Source organism: Geomonas diazotrophica, from assembly GCF_019063885.1.
In the GTDB taxonomy this organism is placed as follows: Bacteria; Desulfobacterota; Desulfuromonadia; order Geobacterales; family Geobacteraceae; genus Geomonas; species Geomonas diazotrophica.
Window position 1 is genome coordinate 278299 of the sequence record NZ_CP077684.1, and the last position, 20585, is coordinate 298883.

The 20585-nt window shown below is 63.5% G+C and carries 16 protein-coding genes, 1 tRNA gene and 1 other RNA gene; 16 read left to right on the plus strand and 2 right to left on the minus strand.

Annotated elements, in window-relative coordinates; all coding sequences use genetic code 11:
• Positions 1-168: 168 nt before the first annotated feature.
• Complete coding sequence (locus tag KP003_RS01195; protein ID WP_216499125.1) at positions 169-2250, plus strand: methyl-accepting chemotaxis protein; 2082 nt, start codon at positions 169-171, stop codon at positions 2248-2250.
• A 669-nt stretch (positions 2251-2919) separates the two neighbouring features.
• Complete coding sequence (scpC, locus tag KP003_RS01200) at positions 2920-4518, plus strand: succinyl-CoA:acetate CoA-transferase ScpC (RefSeq protein ID WP_216499124.1); 1599 nt, start codon at positions 2920-2922, stop codon at positions 4516-4518.
• A gap of 101 nt (positions 4519-4619) precedes the next feature.
• Here the strand turns inward: scpC and xerC are convergent, their stop codons facing one another.
• Positions 4620-5495, minus strand: coding sequence for a tyrosine recombinase XerC (gene xerC / locus KP003_RS01205; protein ID WP_216499123.1), 876 nt, complete (start codon positions 5493-5495; stop codon positions 4620-4622).
• A gap of 60 nt (positions 5496-5555) precedes the next feature.
• Between xerC and KP003_RS01210 the strand changes: the two genes are divergently transcribed.
• The 5 genes from KP003_RS01210 (at position 5556) to KP003_RS01230 (ending at position 12224) form a co-directional block, all read left to right on the plus strand.
• Complete coding sequence (locus tag KP003_RS01210) at positions 5556-6689, plus strand: DUF362 domain-containing protein (protein ID WP_217300234.1); 1134 nt, start codon at positions 5556-5558, stop codon at positions 6687-6689.
• Positions 6690-7161: 472 nt separating this feature from the next.
• Positions 7162-8670: a lytic transglycosylase domain-containing protein gene (locus tag KP003_RS01215; RefSeq protein ID WP_216499121.1), complete on the plus strand. Its 1509-nt coding sequence runs from the start codon at positions 7162-7164 to the stop codon at positions 8668-8670.
• A 58-nt stretch (positions 8671-8728) separates the two neighbouring features.
• On the plus strand, positions 8729-9457 hold the full coding sequence (locus KP003_RS01220; protein WP_216499120.1) for a tetratricopeptide repeat protein: 729 nt from the start codon (positions 8729-8731) through the stop codon (positions 9455-9457).
• A 104-nt stretch (positions 9458-9561) separates the two neighbouring features.
• Positions 9562-11367, plus strand: a complete 1806-nt coding sequence (typA, locus tag KP003_RS01225) for a translational GTPase TypA (RefSeq protein ID WP_216499119.1) — start codon at positions 9562-9564, stop codon at positions 11365-11367.
• A 77-nt stretch (positions 11368-11444) separates the two neighbouring features.
• Positions 11445-12224 (plus strand): outer membrane protein assembly factor BamD, encoded by a 780-nt coding sequence (locus KP003_RS01230; RefSeq protein ID WP_216499118.1) that lies wholly within the window; start codon positions 11445-11447, stop codon positions 12222-12224.
• A gap of 87 nt (positions 12225-12311) precedes the next feature.
• Here the strand turns inward: KP003_RS01230 and KP003_RS01235 are convergent, their stop codons facing one another.
• Positions 12312-13601, minus strand: coding sequence for a sensor domain-containing diguanylate cyclase (locus KP003_RS01235; protein ID WP_216499117.1), 1290 nt, complete (start codon positions 13599-13601; stop codon positions 12312-12314).
• A gap of 377 nt (positions 13602-13978) precedes the next feature.
• On the opposite strand from KP003_RS01235, the gene KP003_RS01240 reads away from it, so the two are divergent.
• The 9 genes from KP003_RS01240 (at position 13979) to rsmH (ending at position 20575) form a co-directional block, all read left to right on the plus strand.
• A complete protein-coding gene (locus KP003_RS01240; protein WP_216499116.1) occupies positions 13979-15103 on the plus strand; it encodes a THUMP domain-containing class I SAM-dependent RNA methyltransferase in 1125 nt (374 codons plus the stop codon).
• A 75-nt stretch (positions 15104-15178) separates the two neighbouring features.
• Positions 15179-15255, plus strand: a tRNA-Ile gene (locus KP003_RS01245).
• Between the two features lie 120 nt (positions 15256-15375).
• Complete coding sequence (locus tag KP003_RS01250) at positions 15376-16494, plus strand: Nif3-like dinuclear metal center hexameric protein (protein WP_216499115.1); 1119 nt, start codon at positions 15376-15378, stop codon at positions 16492-16494.
• Positions 16495-16541: 47 nt separating this feature from the next.
• Positions 16542-17258, plus strand: coding sequence for a zinc ribbon domain-containing protein (locus KP003_RS01255; RefSeq protein ID WP_216499114.1), 717 nt, complete (start codon positions 16542-16544; stop codon positions 17256-17258).
• A 106-nt stretch (positions 17259-17364) separates the two neighbouring features.
• Positions 17365-17757: RNase P RNA component class A (gene rnpB / locus KP003_RS01260), an RNA gene on the plus strand.
• A gap of 267 nt (positions 17758-18024) precedes the next feature.
• Positions 18025-18519, plus strand: a complete 495-nt coding sequence (locus KP003_RS01265; protein ID WP_216499113.1) for a hypothetical protein — start codon at positions 18025-18027, stop codon at positions 18517-18519.
• Between the two features lie 30 nt (positions 18520-18549).
• Positions 18550-18876, plus strand: coding sequence for a hypothetical protein (locus KP003_RS01270; protein WP_216499112.1), 327 nt, complete (start codon positions 18550-18552; stop codon positions 18874-18876).
• Between the two features lie 277 nt (positions 18877-19153).
• The gene (gene mraZ / locus KP003_RS01275; RefSeq protein ID WP_216499111.1) at positions 19154-19636 is read left to right on the plus strand and encodes a division/cell wall cluster transcriptional repressor MraZ; all 483 of its coding nucleotides are present in this window, start codon (positions 19154-19156) and stop codon (positions 19634-19636) included.
• On the plus strand, positions 19637-20575 hold the full coding sequence (gene rsmH, locus KP003_RS01280) for a 16S rRNA (cytosine(1402)-N(4))-methyltransferase RsmH (protein ID WP_216499110.1): 939 nt from the start codon (positions 19637-19639) through the stop codon (positions 20573-20575).
• Positions 20576-20585: the final 10 nt, after the last annotated feature.

Below are 20585 nucleotides of genomic sequence, written 5' to 3' on the forward strand. Positions count from 1 at the left end.
TGCACTGCCGGCTTTTGACCGAAATCAAGAGACCGTGAACGGAGTCGCCGTGTGAGGTTCGGTTGAATTAAATATTGATAATTTTAAACGCTGTTTCTAAAGGTGGGGAGGCATTTGCCGATAGTCACAGTACTGACTGAGGGTTCTCGCGCCCACCTGGGAGGTATGATGTTCAAGAACAAGCTGATGCACAAGATACTCGCTATCGTCGGTATCAACCTGTTGGTCGGGATCGCCATAGTGGGATGCCTGGCCATCTGGCTCCAGTACAGTTCCACCATGAAGCTGCAGGAGCAGAACAGCCGCACCATGTCGGCCGTCATCATCGACGAGATCTCCGCTTTCATGATGAAGGACGACACGAAGTCGGTGCTGAACCTGGCCCAGACGGCGAAGGCGCAGCACTTCGGCTTTGACCTCCAGGTCTTCGGAAAGGATGCGAAGGATCCGGTGACCGGGGCGGCGAACAAGGACGTCGCCGAGAGCTTCGTCACCGGGAAGCGGGTCGAGAAGCGGGAGGCGGTCGGCGGCATCCACACCCTTCGTTCCGCGGTCCCGATGAAGAACGAACAACGCTGCCAGCAGTGCCACGATGCCGGCGACAAGTACCTCGGGGCCGTACTTTTAACCTCGTCCCTCGAGGATGGCTACCAGAGCGCGGTCAGGATGATCGCCATCCTGGTGGGGGCGGGATGCATCTTTTTCGGCTGCATGATGGGGGGGATGTACTTCTTCTTCAGGAAATCGGTGATGCGGGAGATCCTCTTCTTCTCAGAGAAGCTCAGGGACATCGCCGAAGGGGAGGGGGACCTCACTAAGGAGATTCCGGTCCGCTCCGATGACGAGATCGGCGACCTGGCGCGCCATATCAACCACCTGGTCCGAAAGCTGCGCGAGACGATCACGGTGATCTACGACCTCGCCGAGAACATCTCGATCTCGCTGTGCCATGTTTCCACCCGCGCGGCGAAGACGGTCACCTCCGCGGCGGAACAGAAGCAGCGTTCCGAGGCGGTTGCGGTTGCCACCGAGGAGATGGCGGCGACCCTCAACGTCGTGGCCGGCAACACCCACCAGGCGGCGGAGTTCTCCTCCGAGGTCGACGAGGCGGCCAACCGCGGCATGAGCGTCGTGGACAGCGCCTGCAACTCGATCACCCTGATCCGGGAGAACGTGGCGCAGACCCTGGGGACCGTGGAGCGGCTGGAGACTTCGTCGGCCCAGATCGGCGACATCATCGTCCTCATCGAGGACATCGCGGACCAGACCAAGCTTCTGGCCCTCAACGCCGCCATCGAGGCGGCGCGCGCCGGTGAGCACGGACGCGGCTTCGCGGTGGTCGCCGACGAGGTGAAGATGCTCTCGGAGAAGACAGCCACCTCCACCAAGGAGATCGCCAAGATCATCACCAACATCCAGATCGAGAGCCGCGAGGCGGCCCGCTCCATCACCGAGGAGCAGGGGCGGGTGGAAGACGGCGTCGAGAAGTCGGCGGCGGCCCGGGAGTGCCTGGAGCGGATACTGGGGTTGGCGGGCGAGACCGCGCAGCTCATCAACCAGATCGCCTCCGCGACCGAGGAACAGAGTGCCACCACCAACGAGATCGCGGAGAAGATCCACAACGTTTCCAACTCCGCCTCCGGGGTGCACGAGGACATGCGGGAAAGCGACCGGGCCTTCACCGACCTGACCCGGGTGGCGGAGCAGATTTTCTCCACGGTCGGGAAGTTCAGCGTAGGCAACCGGCACGACGAGATGAAGAGTCTCGCCACGGAGTTGAGGGACAAGCTTACCTCGACCCTGGAACAGGGGGTCGCCTCGGGCAAGATCACCATGGCCGACCTCTTCGACCGCAACTACCGCCCCATTGCCAACACCTCGCCGCAGAAGTTCCACACCGCGTTCGACGGCTTCTTCGACCAGTATGTCTCGCCGGTGCAGGAGGAGGTCCTGGGGCGCAAGGGGACCATCTTCTTCGCCATCTGCGTCGACGACCACGGCTACGTCCCTTGCCACAACCTCCGCTATTCCAAGCCTCTGACCGGCGACCCGGAAACCGATAAGGTGAACAACCGGACCAAGCGGATCTTCGACGACAAGACCGGCCTCAAGGCGGCCCAGAACACCGAGCCGTACCTGCTGCAGACCTACATGAGGGACACCGGGGAGATCATGAACGACATCTCCACCCCGATCGTCCTGAACAACCGGCACTGGGGCGCCGTCCGGCTCGGATACCTCGCCAAGTAGCGCCGCCTCCGGACGCCCGGAAACGGCCGCCCCCGTGGCGGCTCCGCCTCCTGCACGTCAGCCGCTTGAGCGGAGCCGCCGACCACCCTCCTTTTGTTTTATTTTTGTGTAAGACGCGCTGCAGGCGGTGGCCGCCGCTGCAGCGCCCACCGGGGTGGCGGCTTCAAGCCGGCAGGCGGTCCATCCTGCCGCGGCCCCGCCCCGGGGCGCCGCGGCGTCGTCGCATAGAGGGGCAGAATTGAAAGAAAAATTTCCATCCGCGCCCGAACTCTTTCCTTCATGAAAATACCCAATTTAACAGAACAAAGCGCTTCGGCCGTGGCCGGCGCGGCGTCTCCAGGCGCACGAAACAACTTTTTATTCTTGACGTGAACGGCAAGTTCAGATTAGATTGCATACTGTATACATACCCGTAGGTCCCTCCGGATGCGGCCGTGCCACGCCGGGATCGAGGTTTTCGGGGGGCAGGGGAGCGGTACGGGGCGTTACGGCTTTTTAGTTGACTCTGTGGGCGCCCTTAAGTAGAATTCAGTTCTAATTTTCACCCAAAGCGAGCAAAATCACGCCAAGCAAGGTATTTACCGCGTGCGGCGTGGCGCAGAAAACCATGTGATTTGTCAGCTTTACGCTGATTTTGTCGTAAACATCAAAACAAAACAGGAGGCAGATATGTCCGAGTACGGCACACTTCAAGACCGGGTAAAATGCAAACAACTTTTGAACAAGGTCATGGCTCCCGAGCAGACCATTGAGTTCTTCAAGAACGGGATGAACCTCGGCTGGTCCGGCTTCACCCCGGCTGGTTACCCGAAAGTGGTGCCCATCGCCCTGGCTGACCATGTTGAGAAGAACAACCTGCAGGGCAAGCTGAAGTTCAACCTCTTCATCGGGGCCTCCGTTGGTGCCGAGACCGAAGACCGTTGGGCGACTCTGGACATGATCGACCGCCGCTGGCCGTACCAGACCGGCAAGAACATCGCCGCCGGCATCAACTCCGGCCGCATCCGCATGGGCGACAAGCACCTCTCCCTGTTCGCACAGGACCTGGGCTACGGCTTCTACACCAAGGACTCCGAGAGCGGCAAACTCGACCTCGCCATCATCGAAGTCTCCGCCATCAAGGAAGACGGCTCCCTGGTGCCGACCTCTTCCTGCGGCGTTATCCCTGAGATCCTGATGATCTGCGACAAGATCATCCTCGAGGTGAACACCGGACAGCCCTCCTTCGAAGGGATCCACGACCTCTTGACCCCGCTCACCCCGCCGAACCGTCAGATCTTCGGCATCACCCACGCCGGGGAAAGGATCGGTTCCACCTCCATCCCGTGCGATCCGAGCAAGGTAGTTGCCGTGGTCGAGTCCAAGCTGCGTGACCAGGGCCGCGCCTTCGCCGAGCAGGATGACACCTCCGAGGCGATCGCGAACCACATCATCGACTTCTTCACCACCGAGGTGAAAGCGGGCCGTCTGCCGAAGAACCTGCTCCCGATCCAGTCGGGCGTAGGCTCCATCGCCAACGCCGTCATCGGCGGTCTGGCCAAAGGCCCCTTCAAGAACCTGACCGTCTACACCGAGGTGCTCCAGGACACCATGCTGGACCTCTTTGACTCCGGCAAGCTCGACGCGGCTTCCTCCTGCTCGCTGTCCCTCTCGGCCAGCCCGGGCTTCCCGCGCTTCTTCGAGAACATGGACAAGTACTTCGACAAGATCACCCTGCGTCCGCTCTCCATCTCCAACGCACCGGAGCCGATTCGTCGTCTGGGCTGCATCGCCATGAACACCCCGGTGGAGATCGACATCTTCGCTCACGCCAACTCCACCCTGGTCGGCGGTACCCGCATGATCAACGGCCTGGGCGGCTCCGGCGACTTCCTGAGGAACGGCTTCCTGAAGATGATGCACACCCCGTCCTCCCGTCCGAGCAAGACCGACCCGACCGGTATCTCCTGCGTCGTGCCGCACTGCTCGCACATCGACCACACCGAGCACGACCTCGACTGCGTCATCACCGAGCAGGGTCTGGCCGACCTGCGCGGCCTGGCTCCGAAAGAGCGCGCCCGTCGCATCATCGAGAAGTGCGCGCACCCGGACTACAAGGCGCAGCTCACCGAGTACCTCAACATCGCCGAGAAGGACTGCCTGGCGAGGAAGGTCGGCCACGAGCCGCAGCTTTGGGATCGCGCCTTCAAGATGCACCTCAACCTTGAGAAGAACGGCACCATGAAGCTCAAGAACTGGGATGTGAAGATCGATCTCTGCGAAGACTAACCGCTCGCAGCAAAAGCAGCAAAAAAGGCCCCGCCGGAAACGGTGGGGCCTTTTTCTTTGATGCGGGGCGGGCACGCCGGCAGATGGTCTCGCCGCTACGGCTACCCGCGGGCCTTGGGGTGGGCCTGGTCGTACACCTCCATCAGCTTGTCTATGCTGACGTGGGTGTACTTCTGGGTGGTGGAGAGCGAGGCGTGCCCCAAGAGCTCCTGGATGGCACGCAGGTCGGCCCCCCCTTCCAGAAGGTGGGTGGCGAAGGTGTGGCGCAGCGTGTGCGGGGAGACCTTGCGCATGGCGGCGATGAGCAGCATGTGGGTGTCCACGATGCGCGTGACGCTGCGCCGGTTGATCCTCTTGCCGCGGCTGTTCAGGATGAGCGGCTCCCCGGGGTCCGTGGCGCCGCGCTCGGCGAGGTAGGCGGACAGGGCCTGCCGGGCAAAGGAGCCTACCGGCACGATGCGCTCCTTCCCCCCCTTGCCCATGACCCGCGCCACCCCGTCGGCTAGGTCGAGGTCCCCGATGTTCATCCCCGTCAGCTCGCTCACCCTTATGCCGCAGGAGTAGAGGGTCTCCAGCACCGCCCGGTCCCGAAGCGGGAGCCTGCTCCCGGCAGGAGCCTCCACCAGCGCGCTGACCTGGTCGATGTTCAGGTGGAAGGGGAGGCGCTTTTCCTTCTTCGGTGTGCTGACCAGCTCTGCGGGGTTCTTTTCCAGGCGCCCCTCCCGGAGCAGGAAGCGGAACAGCGCCCGGATCGCGGAGAGCTTGCGCCCGATGGAACTCTTGGCGTGCCCCTTGTGCAACTGGGCCAGGTACTGCCTGATGGCGAGGTGGTCGACCGCTTCGGGGAGCGGCTCGCTCCGCTGCGCCAGGAAGGAGGCGAACTGCTCCAGGTCGCTCCGGTAGGCGGCAAGGGTGTGGGGCGAGACGTTGCGTTCGGTCTCCAGGTAGTCGCAGAATTGCTCGATGGCCCGTTTCATGGTATGGAATCTACCTCAGTGCCGTGGCACTTTACAACAGCTTTCAACCGGGAGGATGAGATGTATCAGGTGGCGCTGGAGCGGGTTTCGGGATACGGGCGCGAAGAGGTGCGTGATGCGGTGGCCCGGCTCCTGGAACCGCTGGGGGGGATGGGGCGTTACGTGAAGCCGGGGGAGCGGGTGCTGATCAAACCGAACCTCCTCTCGGCCAAGCCGCCCGAGGCGGCGGTCACCACGCACCCGGAGCTGCTGCGCGCCGTGATCCTCGAGGTGCGCCGGGCGGGTGGCGTGCCTCTGGTGGGAGACTCACCGGGGGTGGGGAGCGGTCGCCGCGTGGCGGAACGCTCGGGCATGATGGCGGTCATCGAGGAGACCGGGGCGGAGTTCGTCCCCTTCACCGAGGCGCTCCCCGTGGCGGGGGTGGGCACCTTCAAGGAGTTCGAGCTGGCGCGCCCGTACCTCGAGGCGGACCGCCTGATCAACCTCCCCAAGCTGAAGACCCACGAGATGATGACCATGACCTGCTGCGTCAAGAACCTGTTCGGTGCCGTGGTGGGGACCGCCAAGGCCGCCTGGCACCTGAAGGCCGGGGCGGACAAGGAGCTCTTCGCCAGCATGCTCCTCGAACTGTACCGGCTGCGCGAACCGGATCTGAACATCGTCGACGCGGTGGTCGCCATGGAGGGGAACGGCCCGGGGAGCGGCGACCCCTGCCAGGTCGGCGTGCTTCTGGCCGGGGACAACGCGGTTGCCGTGGACCAGGTCGCCGCGCGGGTGGCGGGTATACCGAGGGCGCTCCTCTACCTGGAGAACGCGGCCCGGCGCATGGGGCTCCCCGGTACCCGGCCCGAGGAGGTGACGGTTGTGGGGGGTGACCCCGAAACGGTGCTGGAGCGCCCGCTCCGGCTCCCCCATCTTTCCGACGTCCAGTTCGGGCTCCCGGGGTTCCTGAAGAACCGGCTCAGAAACCAGTTCACCTCCCGTCCCGAGGTCGCGCCCGGCAAGTGCGAACTCTGCGGTGTCTGCGTCAAGGCCTGCCCGCCGGCGGCGATACGGGTGGAGGGGGGGCGGCTCCGTTTCGACTACCAGCGCTGCATCCGCTGCTTCTGCTGTCGGGAGCTTTGTCCCCACGCGGCGCTGGCGCTCAGGGACGGATGGCTGCTTCGGCTGATGAAGAAGCGCCACGGTCCGTAGCCTGCCGGGGGCGGTTGACAAGGAGAGGGGGGACCATTATATTTTTCCCCATCCTCCGGGAACCATAAAGCGAGGGATGCAAATCCAACCAGGGAAAAGGAGATCAGGATATGTGGACTAACTTCTTCATGATCCGTCCGGTAACCCACTGCAAAGAAGGTTGCCCTAGTCGGCCCGTCGCCTGACCGCGGCGGGCTCCCCCATCGGAAAAGGCCCCCCGTTCGCAACGGGGGGCCTTTTGTATCTCCTGCCTCACCTGCCCCCCCCGGGCCAGATCCGGCCGTTTCGTACCCTTTCGCTAAAGTCCGGCACCGCATCGCCGATGCGCCCGATAGGGGCGTGGGGCACCCGGTTGCCGCCTCCGCCCCTTGGTCTGCATCGGTCAAACCCCCTTTGAATTGACAACTGTGCCAAATTCCGCTATTCTGCGCGCCTGTGCGTACGCGTGTCGTCACTCAAAAAAAGGTATTGAATGCTTAAAGTTACCCTGATCATAGTTGCACTCCTGACCCCCTGCTTCGCCCTCGCGGCGCCTGGAGAGCTCTCCCAGGAGTCCGGACGCAAGGACCACCAGACCCAGCAGCTTGCCTCGGCCGACCTCGCCCTTTCCAGGGGACTCGGCCTTACCTCCGCCGATTTCCCCGGCAACGACGACGTAACCGACGACTCCGACGACTTCGATCTGAAGCTCCCCGAAATGGAGCTTCCCGACTCCGACATCCCCCTCACGTTCAACTCCAAGGTCGAGTACTTCACCCGCTACTTCCAGGGCTCCGGCCGCGCTTCCTTCGCCAAGTGGCTCTCAAGGAGCGAGCGCTACATCCCGATGATGCGGGAGGTGCTCAAGAAGGAAGCGCTCCCCGAGGACCTGGTCTACCTGGCCATGATCGAGAGCGGCTTCATGCCCCACGCCGTATCCGTGGCCGCCGCCGTCGGCCCCTGGCAGTTCATGCCGGCCACCGGCAAGCGCTACGCGCTCAGGATCGACCCCTGGATCGACGAGAGGCGCGACCCCTTGAAGGCAACCATCGCCGCGGCGCTCTACCTCAAAGAGCTCTACGCGCTGTTCAACAACGACTGGTACCTCGCCGCGGCGGGGTACAACGCGGGAGAGAACAAGATCCTGCGCGCCATCAACATGTACAACACCCGCGACTTCTGGGAGATCTCCAAGGGGAGCTACCTGGCCCGCGAGACCAAGGACTACGTTCCCAAGCTCCTGGCCGCGGCCATCATCGCCAAGGAACCCGCCAAGTTCGGCTTCGCCGACGTCGCCTACCTCCCCCCCATCGAGTTCGACCAGGTACCGATCCCGTCCCGTACCGACCTCGACGTGATGGCCAAGGCGTGCGGCGTTCCCCTTCAGAACATAAAGGAGCTCAACCCGGAGCTGCGCCGCGCCACCACGCCGCCGGACTACCCGGGGTACCTGCTGAAGGTCCCCAAGGGAGCAGGGGGCGCCTGCGCGACCGAGTACGCGAAGATCCCCGAGTCCGACCGCTACGTCGAGCGGGTGAGGAACGTGCAGTACCGGGCCAAGAAGCGCGACACCCTCACCTCCATCGCCAGGCGCTTCAACGCCTCGCCGCAGAGCATCGCCGAGCTGAACAACCTGGGGAAAAGGAAGGTGAAACTCGCCGGGCGAGTGCTGACCATCCCGGTCCAGGTCGCCTCCGCGCGGGGCGAAGGGCACCCGGCGCATCCTGCGCAACAGGCGCAACAGGCGCAGCCGGAGAGCCCGGTGGTTGTGGCGAAGGACATCAAGGCGGTGGCCAAGGCCGAGCCCAAGGAGTTCCACAAGTACTACACGGTGAAAAAGGGGGATACCCTCACCTCGCTCGCCAAGAGGTTCAACGTAACGGCCAGGCTCCTCTCCGCCTGGAACAACCTGAAGACCCGGGTGGCTTTAAAGCCCGGCAAACGCATCATCGTCGCCAAGTACCAGGAGAAGAAGGGCGCCCTGGTCAGGGACGAGGGGTAGCCCCAATCGACCGTCTCGCAAATCACGTGACCCGCACCACGAAAGGATAAATCAGCCGATGTACAACCTTCTTATTTCCGCAGGCGCAGCTATCGCAGTTTTCCTCGTCGTTTCCCTCGCCGCCGGCTTCCAGTACTGGTGGGCGGCGCTTCTGGGCGCCATGATCGTCTTCATGGCGAGCTTTCTGATCATCTCCCGCATCATCACCAAGAGGCTCGAAGCGATAATGGAGCCGGCCATGAAGGACATCCAGGCCCAGCGCTTCGAGAAGGGGATCCGCGACCTGAAGTCGGCGCTCCCCTACGGCAAGTGGCAGATCTACGTGGAGAGCCAGATCAACTCCGCCATCGGCATGGTCTACTTCGTCAGGCGCGAGTTCGCCACCGCCTTCCCGTACCTGGAGAAGGGTTTCTTCAAGAACTGGGTCACCATGGGGATGCTCGGCGTCACCTACATGAAAAAGAACAAGCACGACAAGATGAAGGAGACCTTCGACAAGGCGCTCATGGCGAGCCCCAAGGAGTCGCTGCTCTACGCCCTCTACGGCTACTGCCTCAACGAGATCGGCGAGAACGTGAAGGCCTGCGAGATCGTGGCCAAGGGGGTGGCGAAGCTCCCCGGAGACGAGAACCTGAAGCAGAACCTGGAGCTTTTGCGCGAAGGGAAGAAGATGAAGATGAAGGGGTACGGCGAGATGTGGCTGCAGTTCCACCTGGAGAGTTTGGCGACCATCCAGAAGCAGCAGATGGCAGCAATGGGTGGAAAGCGCCGGATTATCAGAAAATAGCTTGTAAAGATATCTCAAAAGTGCCATATTGAGCTGTTTTTTAAGACGGGCTTCGCTGCTCGTCTTTTTATTTGTAGCCGAGCCAAGAAAAGGAGCAGTAAAGCATGCAGGAGAAGATCAGAAACATCGCCATCATCGCCCACGTCGACCACGGCAAGACCACCTTGGTCGATGCCATGTTGAAACAGTCCGGTGTTTTCAGGGAAAACGAGGCGATCACCGAGCGCGTGATGGATTCCAACGACCTGGAGAAGGAGCGCGGCATCACCATCCTCGCCAAGAACCTCTCCATCCACCACGGCGACTACAAGATCAACATCGTCGACACCCCGGGACACGCCGACTTCGGCGGCGAAGTGGAGCGCGTGCTCAAGATGGTCGACTCCGTGCTGCTGCTCGTCGACGCACTCGACGGTCCGATGCCGCAGACCCGTTTCGTACTGAAGAAGTCGCTCGACCTGGGCTTGAAACCGATCGTGGTCATCAACAAGGTGGACCGCCCCGGCGCCCGCCCCTCGGAAGTCGTCGACATGGTCTTCGACCTGTTCTGCGAACTGCAGGCCTCCGACGCCCAGCTCGACTTCGCCATCTGCTACACCAGCGCCAAGATGGGGTACGCCATGCGCGAGATGGACCAGCCCTCCGAGAACATGGAGCCCCTGTTCGAGCTGATCAAGGACAACGTGCATCCCCCCGAAGGGAACCCGGAAGCGCCGTTCCAGCTCCTGGTCACCAACATCGACTACAACGACTACATCGGCCGCATCGCCACCGGCAAGATCTTCAACGGCAAGGTGAGCGCCGGCGAGACCGTGGCCCTCATCAAGCGCGACGGCACCATCTCCAAGGGGCGCGTCACCAAGCTCTTGGGGTACGAGGGGCTGAAGCAGGTCGAGATCCCGGAAGCCTTCACCGGCGACATCGTCACCATCGCGGGCTTCACCGAGGTGGGGATCGGTGAGACGCTGGCCTCGGCCGAAAACCCGATGCCGCTCCCCTACGTCGCCATCGATGAGCCGACCCTGTCCATGAACTTCATCGTCAACTCCTCCCCCTTCGCCGGGCGCGAGGGTAAGCTCGTGACCTCCAGGAACATCCGCGAGCGCCTGGACCGCGAACTGCGCACCAACGTGTCGCTCAGGGTCGCCAACACCGCCAACGCCGATACCTTCCAGGTCTCCGGCCGCGGCGAGCTGCACCTCTCCATCCTGATCGAGAACATGCGCCGCGAGGGGTTCGAGATGGCCGTCTCCAAGCCCGAGGTCATCATGCGCATGGTCGAGGGCGTGCGCCACGAGCCGATGGAGTACCTGGTGGTGGACGTCCCCGCCGAGTACCAGGGCGCCATCATCGAGCGCATGGGACCCCGCAAGGGGGAGATGGTCGCCATGAACCCGATGGGCGAGACGGTGCGCCTGGAGTTCATCGTGCCGGCCCGCGGCCTGATCGGGATCAGGGGCGAGTTCCTCACCGAGACCCGCGGCACCGCGGTGATCACCCACACCTTCCACAACTACGCACCCTACAAGGGGGAGATCCCGGGGCGCAAGAACGGCGTCCTGATCGCCATGGAGCAGGGTGAGACCACCGCCTACTCGCTGGACGCGCTGCAGCCGCGCGGCATCCTCTTCCTCGGCGCCGGCGTCGAGGTCTACGGCGGCATGATCATTGGCCAGCACGCGAAGGACAACGACCTCGAGGTGAACCCCTGCAAGGGTAAGAAGCTCACCAACGTGCGCGCCTCCGGCAGCGACGACGCCATCAAGCTCACCCCGCCGCGCGTCCTCACACTGGAGCAGGCGCTCGAGTTCATCGACGAGGACGAACTGGTAGAGGTGACGCCGCAGTCCATCCGACTGCGCAAGAAGGAGCTCGACCCGACCAAGCGCAAGCGCGCCGGCCGGGCTTAAATACTGAGCCTCCGGGGCCGTAGCGGCTTGGGCCTCGGGGGCTTTTTCATGATCTCATCGCACTGGAGGAGTCACACATGCACTCTCGACACCTGCGTTACCCGGGCCTTTTCTCCCTGCTCCTGCTGGTCGGCGCCTGCGCTACGGCTCCGGCCCCGGTGAAGAGTCCCGAGACCTATTTCAAGGAAGGCGAGGCCGCCTACGCCTCCCGGCACTTCGAGGACGCCATCGCGCAGTTCAAGAAGGTGAAGGAGAGCTACAGCAACCCCGAACTGACGGCGCAGGCCGAGCTGAAGATCGCGGATGCCCACTTCGATAACGGCGCCTTCATCGAGGCGGCCGCAGCCTACGAGGATTTCCGCAAGCTCCACCCGAGCAACGAGAAGGCCCCGTACGCGCTGTACCGCCTGGGAGTGTCCAACTACAACGAGATCACCGGCATCGACACCGACCAGACGGCGGTGAAGAACTCCGTGCACTACCTGGAGATGTTCCTGGCCCAGTACCCTGGCTCGGAGTACGCGGCGGACGCCAAGGTGAAGCTCGCCGACTGCCGCGGCAAGCAGCTCGCCTACGAGAACTACGTTGGGAATTTCTACCTGAGAACCAAGAAGTACCCCTCCGCGATCAAGCGGCTGAACGAGGCGCTGCAGCGCTTCCCGGGCGAGCCCGGGCTCGCCGACACCCTCTTCAACCTGCAGCAGGCCTACCTGAAGTCTGGGGACACGGCACGTGCGGATGAGGTGGCGAAGAGGCTCGAGGCGGAATACCCCGCGAAGGCGCGAGAGGCGAAGGGGGAGGGGGCGAAGCCGGCCGCAGGCAAGGCGGACGAGCTTCCCATGATCATCTTCAAGTAGCGGCTGGCGAAAAGCTTTCGCTGCACCCGATAAAAAAGGCGCGCGCCCCGATCCCGGGACGCGCGCCCTCATTGCTCCCCGCCGGCTCTAGGCCACCAACTGGTGCTGCCTGCTGCCGGCGTTGCTGTTTTTGCGACCCTTCTTCTGTCGATACATCCTCTGGTCGGCCAGGCGCCAGGACGCCATCAGCTCCTCCCCGTCGTGGGCGGTGGCGGCTCCGATGGAGAGGCTCAAGGGGAGGGCTGGGTGCTCATCGTTGCTCTGGGCCAGTTGGGCCTGGAGCCGCTCCATCGCCTCGCGCAGGGTGGCTTCGTCGGTGTTGGGGAGGAGGGCCGCGAACTCGTCCCCCCCGACGCGCGCGACCACGTCCTCGCGCCGGAAGGCGTTCTTGAGCACCTCGGCCGCGTGCCGGAGCAGGTCGTCGCCGGCCGCGTGCCCCTGCTGGTCGTTGACCTCCTTCAGGCGGTCCACGTCGACCATCACGATGCTCACCGGGAACTTCCGCCCCTTGCTCAGCCGCTCGAGCTCCTCGTCGAAATAGGCGCGGTTGTAGATGCCGGTCAGGATGTCGTGGCTGCTCAGATAGCGCAGCTTCAGCTCGGCCTGCTTGCGCTCCGAGATGTCCAGCAGCGCCCCGACCACTCCCCCGGAGCTGCTCCCCGAGTTCTTGAAGGTGGCGCTGTAAAAGATCATGTCGCGGCGTTCGCCGTCGGCGCAGGTGATGGTCCCCTCGAAGCTGCGCGGGCCGACCCCGTTCTGCGCCGTCTCCTCGCCGCGGCTGTAGAGGGCGGCCAGGTCCGGGGGGAGGATGTCGTAGATGCTCTTGTTGATGTGCCCGTCCCGCTTCATGCCGATCTGCTCCTCGAACGCCTTGTTGCAGCCGAGGTACAGGCCGTTGGGATCGTTGTAGAAGATGGGGGTGGGGAGTGTGTCGATGAGGATCTGGATGAACTCCAGTTTATCCTTCAGTTCCTGCTCGTGGCGCCGACTCTGCTGCCGCAGCGTCGCCTCCGCGATGGAGCGCTGCACCGCCGGCACCAGCCGGGCCAGGTTGCCCTTGAGCACGAAGTCGTCGGCGCCGGCGCGGATGGCCGCCGCCGCGGCCTCCTCGCCGACCTTCCCGGAGATCATCAGGAAGGGGATGTCGCTGCCGCGCTCCTTGAGTATCTGCAGCGCCTTCAGGCCGCTGAAGCCGGGCATCACGTAGTCGCAGATGATGACGTCCCACGGCGACGAGTCGAGCGCCTCGGCCAGGGGCTGAGCGCTGTCCACCCGCTGGAAATGGACGTCGAAGCCCCCCTGCTCGAGCTGGATGACGATCAGCTGGGCATCGTCCGGGGCGTCCTCTACGATCAGGACTCTTAACAGTCTCTTCATGTGCGGTTTTCTCCGAAAAACCAAGGGATTGTGGCACCGGACACCGGAAAATTGTAAACGATGGCGACGCAAAGGCAACCGCCGCGCCGGAGGGGAAAACACTCCGCCGGCGACGGTTGGGCCGGGAAAGCAGGCTGGCACGGCGCTCATGAAAATATGTATCGGCACAACCTCAGCCAACTAAAGAAATTAATTTTTTATCATTATTTTTTAATCAGTGCAACGGCCGGACAACATTAATTTACGCTTTGCCGTTGCGGCGGCAAAGCCGCTGCGTGTATAGTCCTAATGAAGGTGAGCGGCAGGGGGGTGCCTTCGGTGGCTCGGCAGGCCTGAGCTTCTCATGACAGTGCCGGCACGTTTTTCAAGGAGAGGGGATGAAACAGTTTTTTTTCGCCACCACCGCCAAGGGGGTGGAAGAGGCGTTGGCTGCCGAGCTGGTGAGGCTCGGGGTGTCCGATGTGTCGGTAGAGAGCGGCGGCGCCCGTTTCGCCGGTGGGATGGAGGCGGCCTACCGCGCCAACCTCTGGCTGCGCAGCGCGAGCCGCGTGCTGATGACGCTCGCCGAGTTTCCCTGCGAGACCCCGGAGGAGCTGTACCGCGGCGTGCGCGGCGTCTCCTGGGAGCGCTTCCTCACCCCGGAGCTCACCCTCGCCGTCGACTGCAACCTGCGCGACTCCGCGCTGACCCATTCCGGCTTCGTGGCGCTCAAGACCAAGGACGCCATCGTGGACGCCCTGCGCGACCACTACGGTAGCCGCCCGAGCGTGGACACAAAGGACCCCGACCTGCGCGTCAACGTGCGGCTTTTCAAGAACCGCTGCACCCTGAGCCTCGACCTTTCCGGCGAACCGCTGGACCGGCGCGGTTACCGCCTGGACCGTCACGAGGCCCCGCTCAAGGAAAACCTGGCGGCGGCGCTGGTGGAGCTCTCCGGCTGGGACGGCAGCACCCCGCTGGTCGATCCCATGTGCGGCACCGGCACCATCGCCATCGAGGCGGCGCTCAAGGCGCTGCGCATCCCCCCCGGGCTCAACCGCCGCTTCGGCTTCCAGCGCTGGCAGGGGTTCGACCGGGCGCTCTGGGAGCGGATCGTGGCCGAGGCGCGCGCCGGGATGCTGGAGCGGCTTCCCGCGCCGGTGCAGGGTACCGACCTCTCCCACTCCGCGGTCGGCATGGCGGCCCAGAACGCCCAGCGCGCCGGCGTGCTGCAGCACCTCGTGCTGGGACGCCTCCCCATGGCCGAGCTCACCCCGCCCCCGGGGCCGGGGGTGCTGATCGTCAATCCTCCCTACGGCAAGAGGCTCGGCGAGCAGGAGGCGCTGCGTCCGCTCTACAAGGAGATCGGCGACACCCTGAAACAGCGCTGCAAGGGGTACACCGCCTACCTCTTCACCGGCAACCTCGAACTGGCCAAGTCGGTCGGACTGAAGGCGACCCGGAGGATGGTGCTCTACAACGGCCCCATCGAGTGTCGCCTGCTCAAGTACGAGATGTATTAGGGAAGCGGGCTTCTGTCATTAAAATAGAAGCTTGACACGCTAACCCTTTTACTATATGTTTTAATTTCGCTTTTCGGGCCTATAGCTCAGTTGGTTAGAGCTACCGGCTCATAACCGGTCGGTCCCAGGTTCGAGTCCTGGTGGGCCCACCACCTTACAAATTAGGATGATGTGGGGATGCCCTTAAAGCACCTGGTCAGACGAAAAAATACACTTCTAGTGGGGAGAAAGAGTGCACACCAAGCGGTTGCACTCTTTTTCTTTTGAGCGCGATGATAACTCCAAGAATTTCGGATCTAGTTGGAATAACTGGTAAAATCGCCCCAATTCACTTCGCTGAATCCTGGGACAACGTGGGGCTGCAGCTGGGCGACCCGGTCGCCCCGGTCTCCCGGCTCATGGTGGCGCTCGATCCCGGCCGTCCCGCCGTGGAGGCGGCCATCGAAGCCCGTTGCCAGCTGCTCGTCACGCACCACCCCTTCATCTTCTCCCCGCTGAAAAAGATCACCGCCGCCGACGAGACCGGCCGCCTTACCATCCTCGCCCTCAAGCACGACCTCGCCATCATCTCCATGCACACCAACCTCGACATAGCCCAAGGGGGCGTGAACGACCTCCTGGCCGGCCGTCTGGGGATCCAGGGTGCGCAGCCGCTGAAGATCACCGGCGGGGAGGAGTACGCCAAGATGGTGCTCTTCGCGCCGTGCGGTTTCGAGGAGAAGCTTCTGGCCGCGCTCTCCCCCTTCATCCCCCTGATCGGCAACTACCGCGACTGTTCCTACCAGTCGGAGGGGACCGGGCGTTTCACCCCGCTTGCCGGCGCCAAGCCGTTCGTGGGCGAGGTCGGGGCGGGGCACGCGGAGCCGGAAAGCAGGCTCGAGCTCCTGATCATGAAGGACCGCATCGGTCCCGCCGTCACCGCCATGAAGGGGGCGCACCCCTACGAGGAGCCCGCCTACGACCTGTACCCGGTGCTGAACCAGGGGGCACCGCGGGGGCTGGGGCGGATCGGGACGCTGGCTGCCCCGGTAACGGCAGCGTGTTTTGCGAAGGAGGTCCGGGAGCGTCTCGGCGCCGCCGGGGTGCGGCTGGTCGGGGATCCCGAGCGCCAGGTGAAGAAGGTCGCCGTCTGCGGCGGCTCCGGCGTCTCGCTGCTGCACGACGCGGCGCGAAAGGGTGCCGATATCCTCGTGACCGGGGACGTGAAATACCACGAGGCGCGCGAGGCCGAGGCCCTCGGGGTGGCACTCCTCGACGCCGGGCACTTTGCCACCGAGCGCCTTATGGTGCAGGGGCTCGGGGCGCAGTTGCGGGAGTTCCTCGCGGCGCGCCGCTTCGAGGCGGAAATAGTTGAATACCAGGGAGAGCAGGAACCTTTCACCTTCTGGTGAGGCATCTGCTCTTTGAGAACATAAAAAGGTAGTTGGGGAGGCGGATTTTGCGTAACAAACTGAAGGCGTTATACGAATTGCAGGAGATCGACCTGAGGATCGACGGTCTGGACGGCGAGAAGGCGCAGCTTTTGGGCGAGTCCCAGGCGCTGGAAGCGAAGCTTGCGGAAGCGCGCGAGAAGATCGCGGCGCGGCGTGAAGAAGTGAGCGCGCTCGAGGAGGAGAAGGGGGCGCTCGAGGCGAACCTCGCTTCCGAGAACGACAACATCGCCCGTTCCGAGTCGCACCTCAAGGAGATCAAGACCCAGAAGGAGTACCAGGCCGTCTCCAAGGAGATCTCCGGCGCGAAGAAGCTGATCGCCGAGCTGGAGGAGCAGATCCTGCAGAAGATCAACGCCATAGAGGAGATCAACGGCGATATCGCCAAGCGGGAAGCCGACCTCTCCGAGATGGAGACCAACGTCGCCGCGCAGCAGGCCGAGGTGCAGCAGAAGGTCGATGCGCTGGAGGGGGGGATCGCCAAGGATGCCGCCACCCGCGAGGAGACCGTGAAGGGGCTCCCCGCCTCGGTCATGAAGCGTTACAGCAAGCTGCGCGACCAGAGAAGGGGTGTCGCCGTGGTCGAGGCCAAGGAAGGGAACTGCATGGGGTGCAACATGCATCTGCCGCCGCAGCTCTACAACACCCTGTTCCGTGCCGACGACGTGGTGACCTGTCCCCACTGCCAGCGTATCCTGATCATGAAGCTGGAAGTGCAGGACTAAAGAGAATCCAGATTAAGACTGAGACTAAGATTAAGCAGGCACAACCCCAAGGGGGCGCCTTTTCTTAGTCTCAATCTTTGTCTCAGACTGCAGTTAAGTTTTGGCCGAAGCAGACCAGATGGCCGCCGTCCCCCGTAGCCTTGTGCGAAGGGGGAGGGAGGAAAGTCCGGGCTCCACAGGGCATGGTGCTGGATAACGTCCAGCGGGGGCAACCCCAGGGAAAGTGCCACAGAGAGAAGTCCGCCCTCCGAAGCCTTGGCGAAGGGGGGTAAGGGTGAAAGGGTGAGGTAAGAGCTCACCGGGTTCGGCGGCGACGCCGGATGCCAGGTAAACCCCACCAGGAGCAAGACCAAATAGGGAAGCGCCAAGGACGGCCCGTCCGTGCTTCCGGGTTGGTTGCTTGAGGGTGTCGGCAACGGCACTCCTAGATGAATGACCATCGCCCGCCTCCGGGTAACCGGTTGCGGGAACAGAACCCGGCTTACGGGCTGCTTCGGCCAAAAATACAAAAGACGTTCAAGCTTCGCCGTCCGCTCGCTCCGGCCTGACCCGGCGACGGCGGGCCCCAAGCCTTGAGTGCCGAGTCTCGAACGACCGGGTCCAGGCGCAAAGCCGTGGGGGGCGCGCCGCTTCATGCCTTTGCCGTTCTTCGTTTTTGTGCGGTCTCTGCGTCTTGGCGTCTTTGCGTTTAAAAAAACGGTTTTAAAGTATAGACCGCCTTCCGGTCGCTCCGGACGGCGTTTTTTTATGTTGCACGAGGTTTCGCGTGGCCGGATGGGATCATGAGTGGCAGGAGGCGGTGAGCAGGGTGGCGGCGGCGTTCGAGCGGCTCTCCGATGCCGCCCGGCAGAACCTGGAAGGGCACGCCCGCGGCATGGTGGCGCACAAGGAGGCGATGCAGCAACTGGTCGCCCGCGCCGACGCCGCCGCCCATTGCGCCGGCTGCGGCGGGGCCTGCTGCGTCAGGGGGCGCTACCACTTCAGCGCCGTCGACCTGCTGGTCTACCTGGCCACGGCAAAGCCGCTCTTCGCACCCCGTTTCGACAACGGCCTCTGCCCGTTTCTGGGCGAGCCGGAATGCCTGATCCCCGCCGGCTACCGTCCCTTCAACTGCATCACCTTTAATTGCGACCTCATCGAGGACCAGCTGACGCGGGACGAGGTGTCCCGCTTTTACCGGATGGAGCAGGAGCTTTCCGCCCGCTACGCCGAGATCCGCGCCCTGTTCCCGGCGCGGAGCATGGACGGCCCCTTGCTTTGACCCTGCTTTGACCCCACAGGAGAAGTGACCATGGCTACAACGATCAACGACATCGTGCTGGTGCACATCGACAACAAACCCGCCTTCCACGCCAGGATCGAGGACATCTCGCCTGACGCGAAGCCGGGGTGGTGGCAGGTGAAGCTCCTGGTGCTCACCGTGCCGCTCCAGGTCTACAACTGGATCCTGGACGAGAGCCAGGTGAACGGCGCCCCCTTCACCATGTCCGGGACGCCCATAATGCTCGAGAAGATCGTCTCGCCGGAGCCTCCCCTGAAGCCGGTCCCCCCGGTCGACAACGGGGGCTCCCAGAAGAAGGGGAACGTGGTGTCCCTGTTCGACAGGAAAAAGAATTAGTAATGTCGCACCGTTCCGGGCGGGGTCATCAAGGCCCCGCCCGCCTCGTTTTCCACCGCGCTGTTCGCTAGGCTTTTTAATTTGCCCCGATTCACCCCCCCGGCTTTTACCACTTCTTGCCACCGGTTCCCGCTCCCCGCTTAACTCATCGGAAAACCTCCCAAAAATTCCCTATTTGCCGCTAATTTTGCCTTGACATCAATGCGTGCCTCCCGTATAGTTCGTGCACGAAAGTGGTATGTAGTGGTATAAAGTGGCAACGAGTGCCGGGGAAACCATGTTCAGAGGGAAGTTCGACACGACCATCGACGCCAAGGGGCGCACCAGCATTCCCGCGAAATTCCGCGAGGTTCTGGTTGACAGCTTCGGCGACGAGCGCTTCTTCCTCACCAAGTCCAGTCCGCTGCGGCTGGGGGGTGGGGCGATGGGCTATGGCCTTGTCATCTATCCCTACACCGAGTTCCTGGCCCTGGAAGAAAGGCTCAAGGACGGGGCCGCCCTCGGCTTCTCCGTCGAACAGCTGGCCGCGGTGCGCCGCACCGTCCTGGTCCCCGCCGTCGAATGCACGGCGGACAAGCTGGGGCGCATCCTGGTCCCCACCGACCTGAGAAAGACCGCGCAGCTGGAGCGCGAACTCCACTTCGTGGGCATGCAGAAAAAGATCGACATCTACAGCCAGGCCGTCTGGGCCCAGGTCTGCGCCCAGGACGAGCAGAACTTCCCGCTCGATTCGCCCGCCCTCGCGGGTCTGGGTCTCTAGATGGCGGACTTCCATCACATATCGGTGCTCCCGGACGAGGTCCTCGAGCTCATCGCCCCCAAGTCGGGCGGCATCTACGTGGACGGCACCCTGGGGGGCGCCGGCCACGCCGGCCTGATCCTCGAGGCGAGCGCGCCGGACGGCATGCTGATCGGCTTCGACCGCGACGCCGAAGCAATCGCGGTGGCCCGGGAAAGACTCGCACCCTTCGGGGACCGGGTCAGGATCTTCCAGAGGAACTTCTCCTCCATAGCCGCGACCCTGGCCGAAGCCGGTGTGGCCGCGATCGACGGCTTCGTGCTCGACCTCGGGGTCTCCAGCCACCAGCTGGACAAGGAGGAGCGGGGCTTCAGCTTCCAGGCCGACGCGCCCCTGGACATGCGCATGGACCGAAGCTCGGGGCCGAGCGCGGCCGACCTGGTGAACACCCTCTCCGAGGGGGAGCTGCACCGCATCATCGCCGACTACGGCGAGGAGCGCTGGGCCAAGAGGGTCGCCTCCTTCATCGTCAAGGCGAGGGAAGAGCACCCGATCGAGACCACCATGCAACTGGTGGACGTCATCAAGGGGGCGATTCCCAAGGCGAAGTGGGAAGAGCGGCTGCACCCGGCGACCAGGACCTTCCAGGGGTTGCGCATAGCGGTCAACGAGGAGCTGAAGAGCCTGGAGGACGGGCTTTCCGACCTCTTGAAGCTCCTCAAACCCGGAGGGCGCGGCGCGGTGATCTCCTTCCACTCGCTGGAGGACCGCATCGTGAAGGAGGCCTTCCGAGACGCCTCCGCCGGCTGCATCTGCCCCAAGGAACTCCCGATCTGCGTCTGCAAACGGGTGCCCCAGTACAAGGTGCTCACCAAGAAGGCGGTCAAGGCCGGGGATGAGGAACTGAAAGCGAACCCGCGCTCCCGGAGCGCACGCCTTAGAGGCATCGAGAAGATTTAACAAGAGGTAG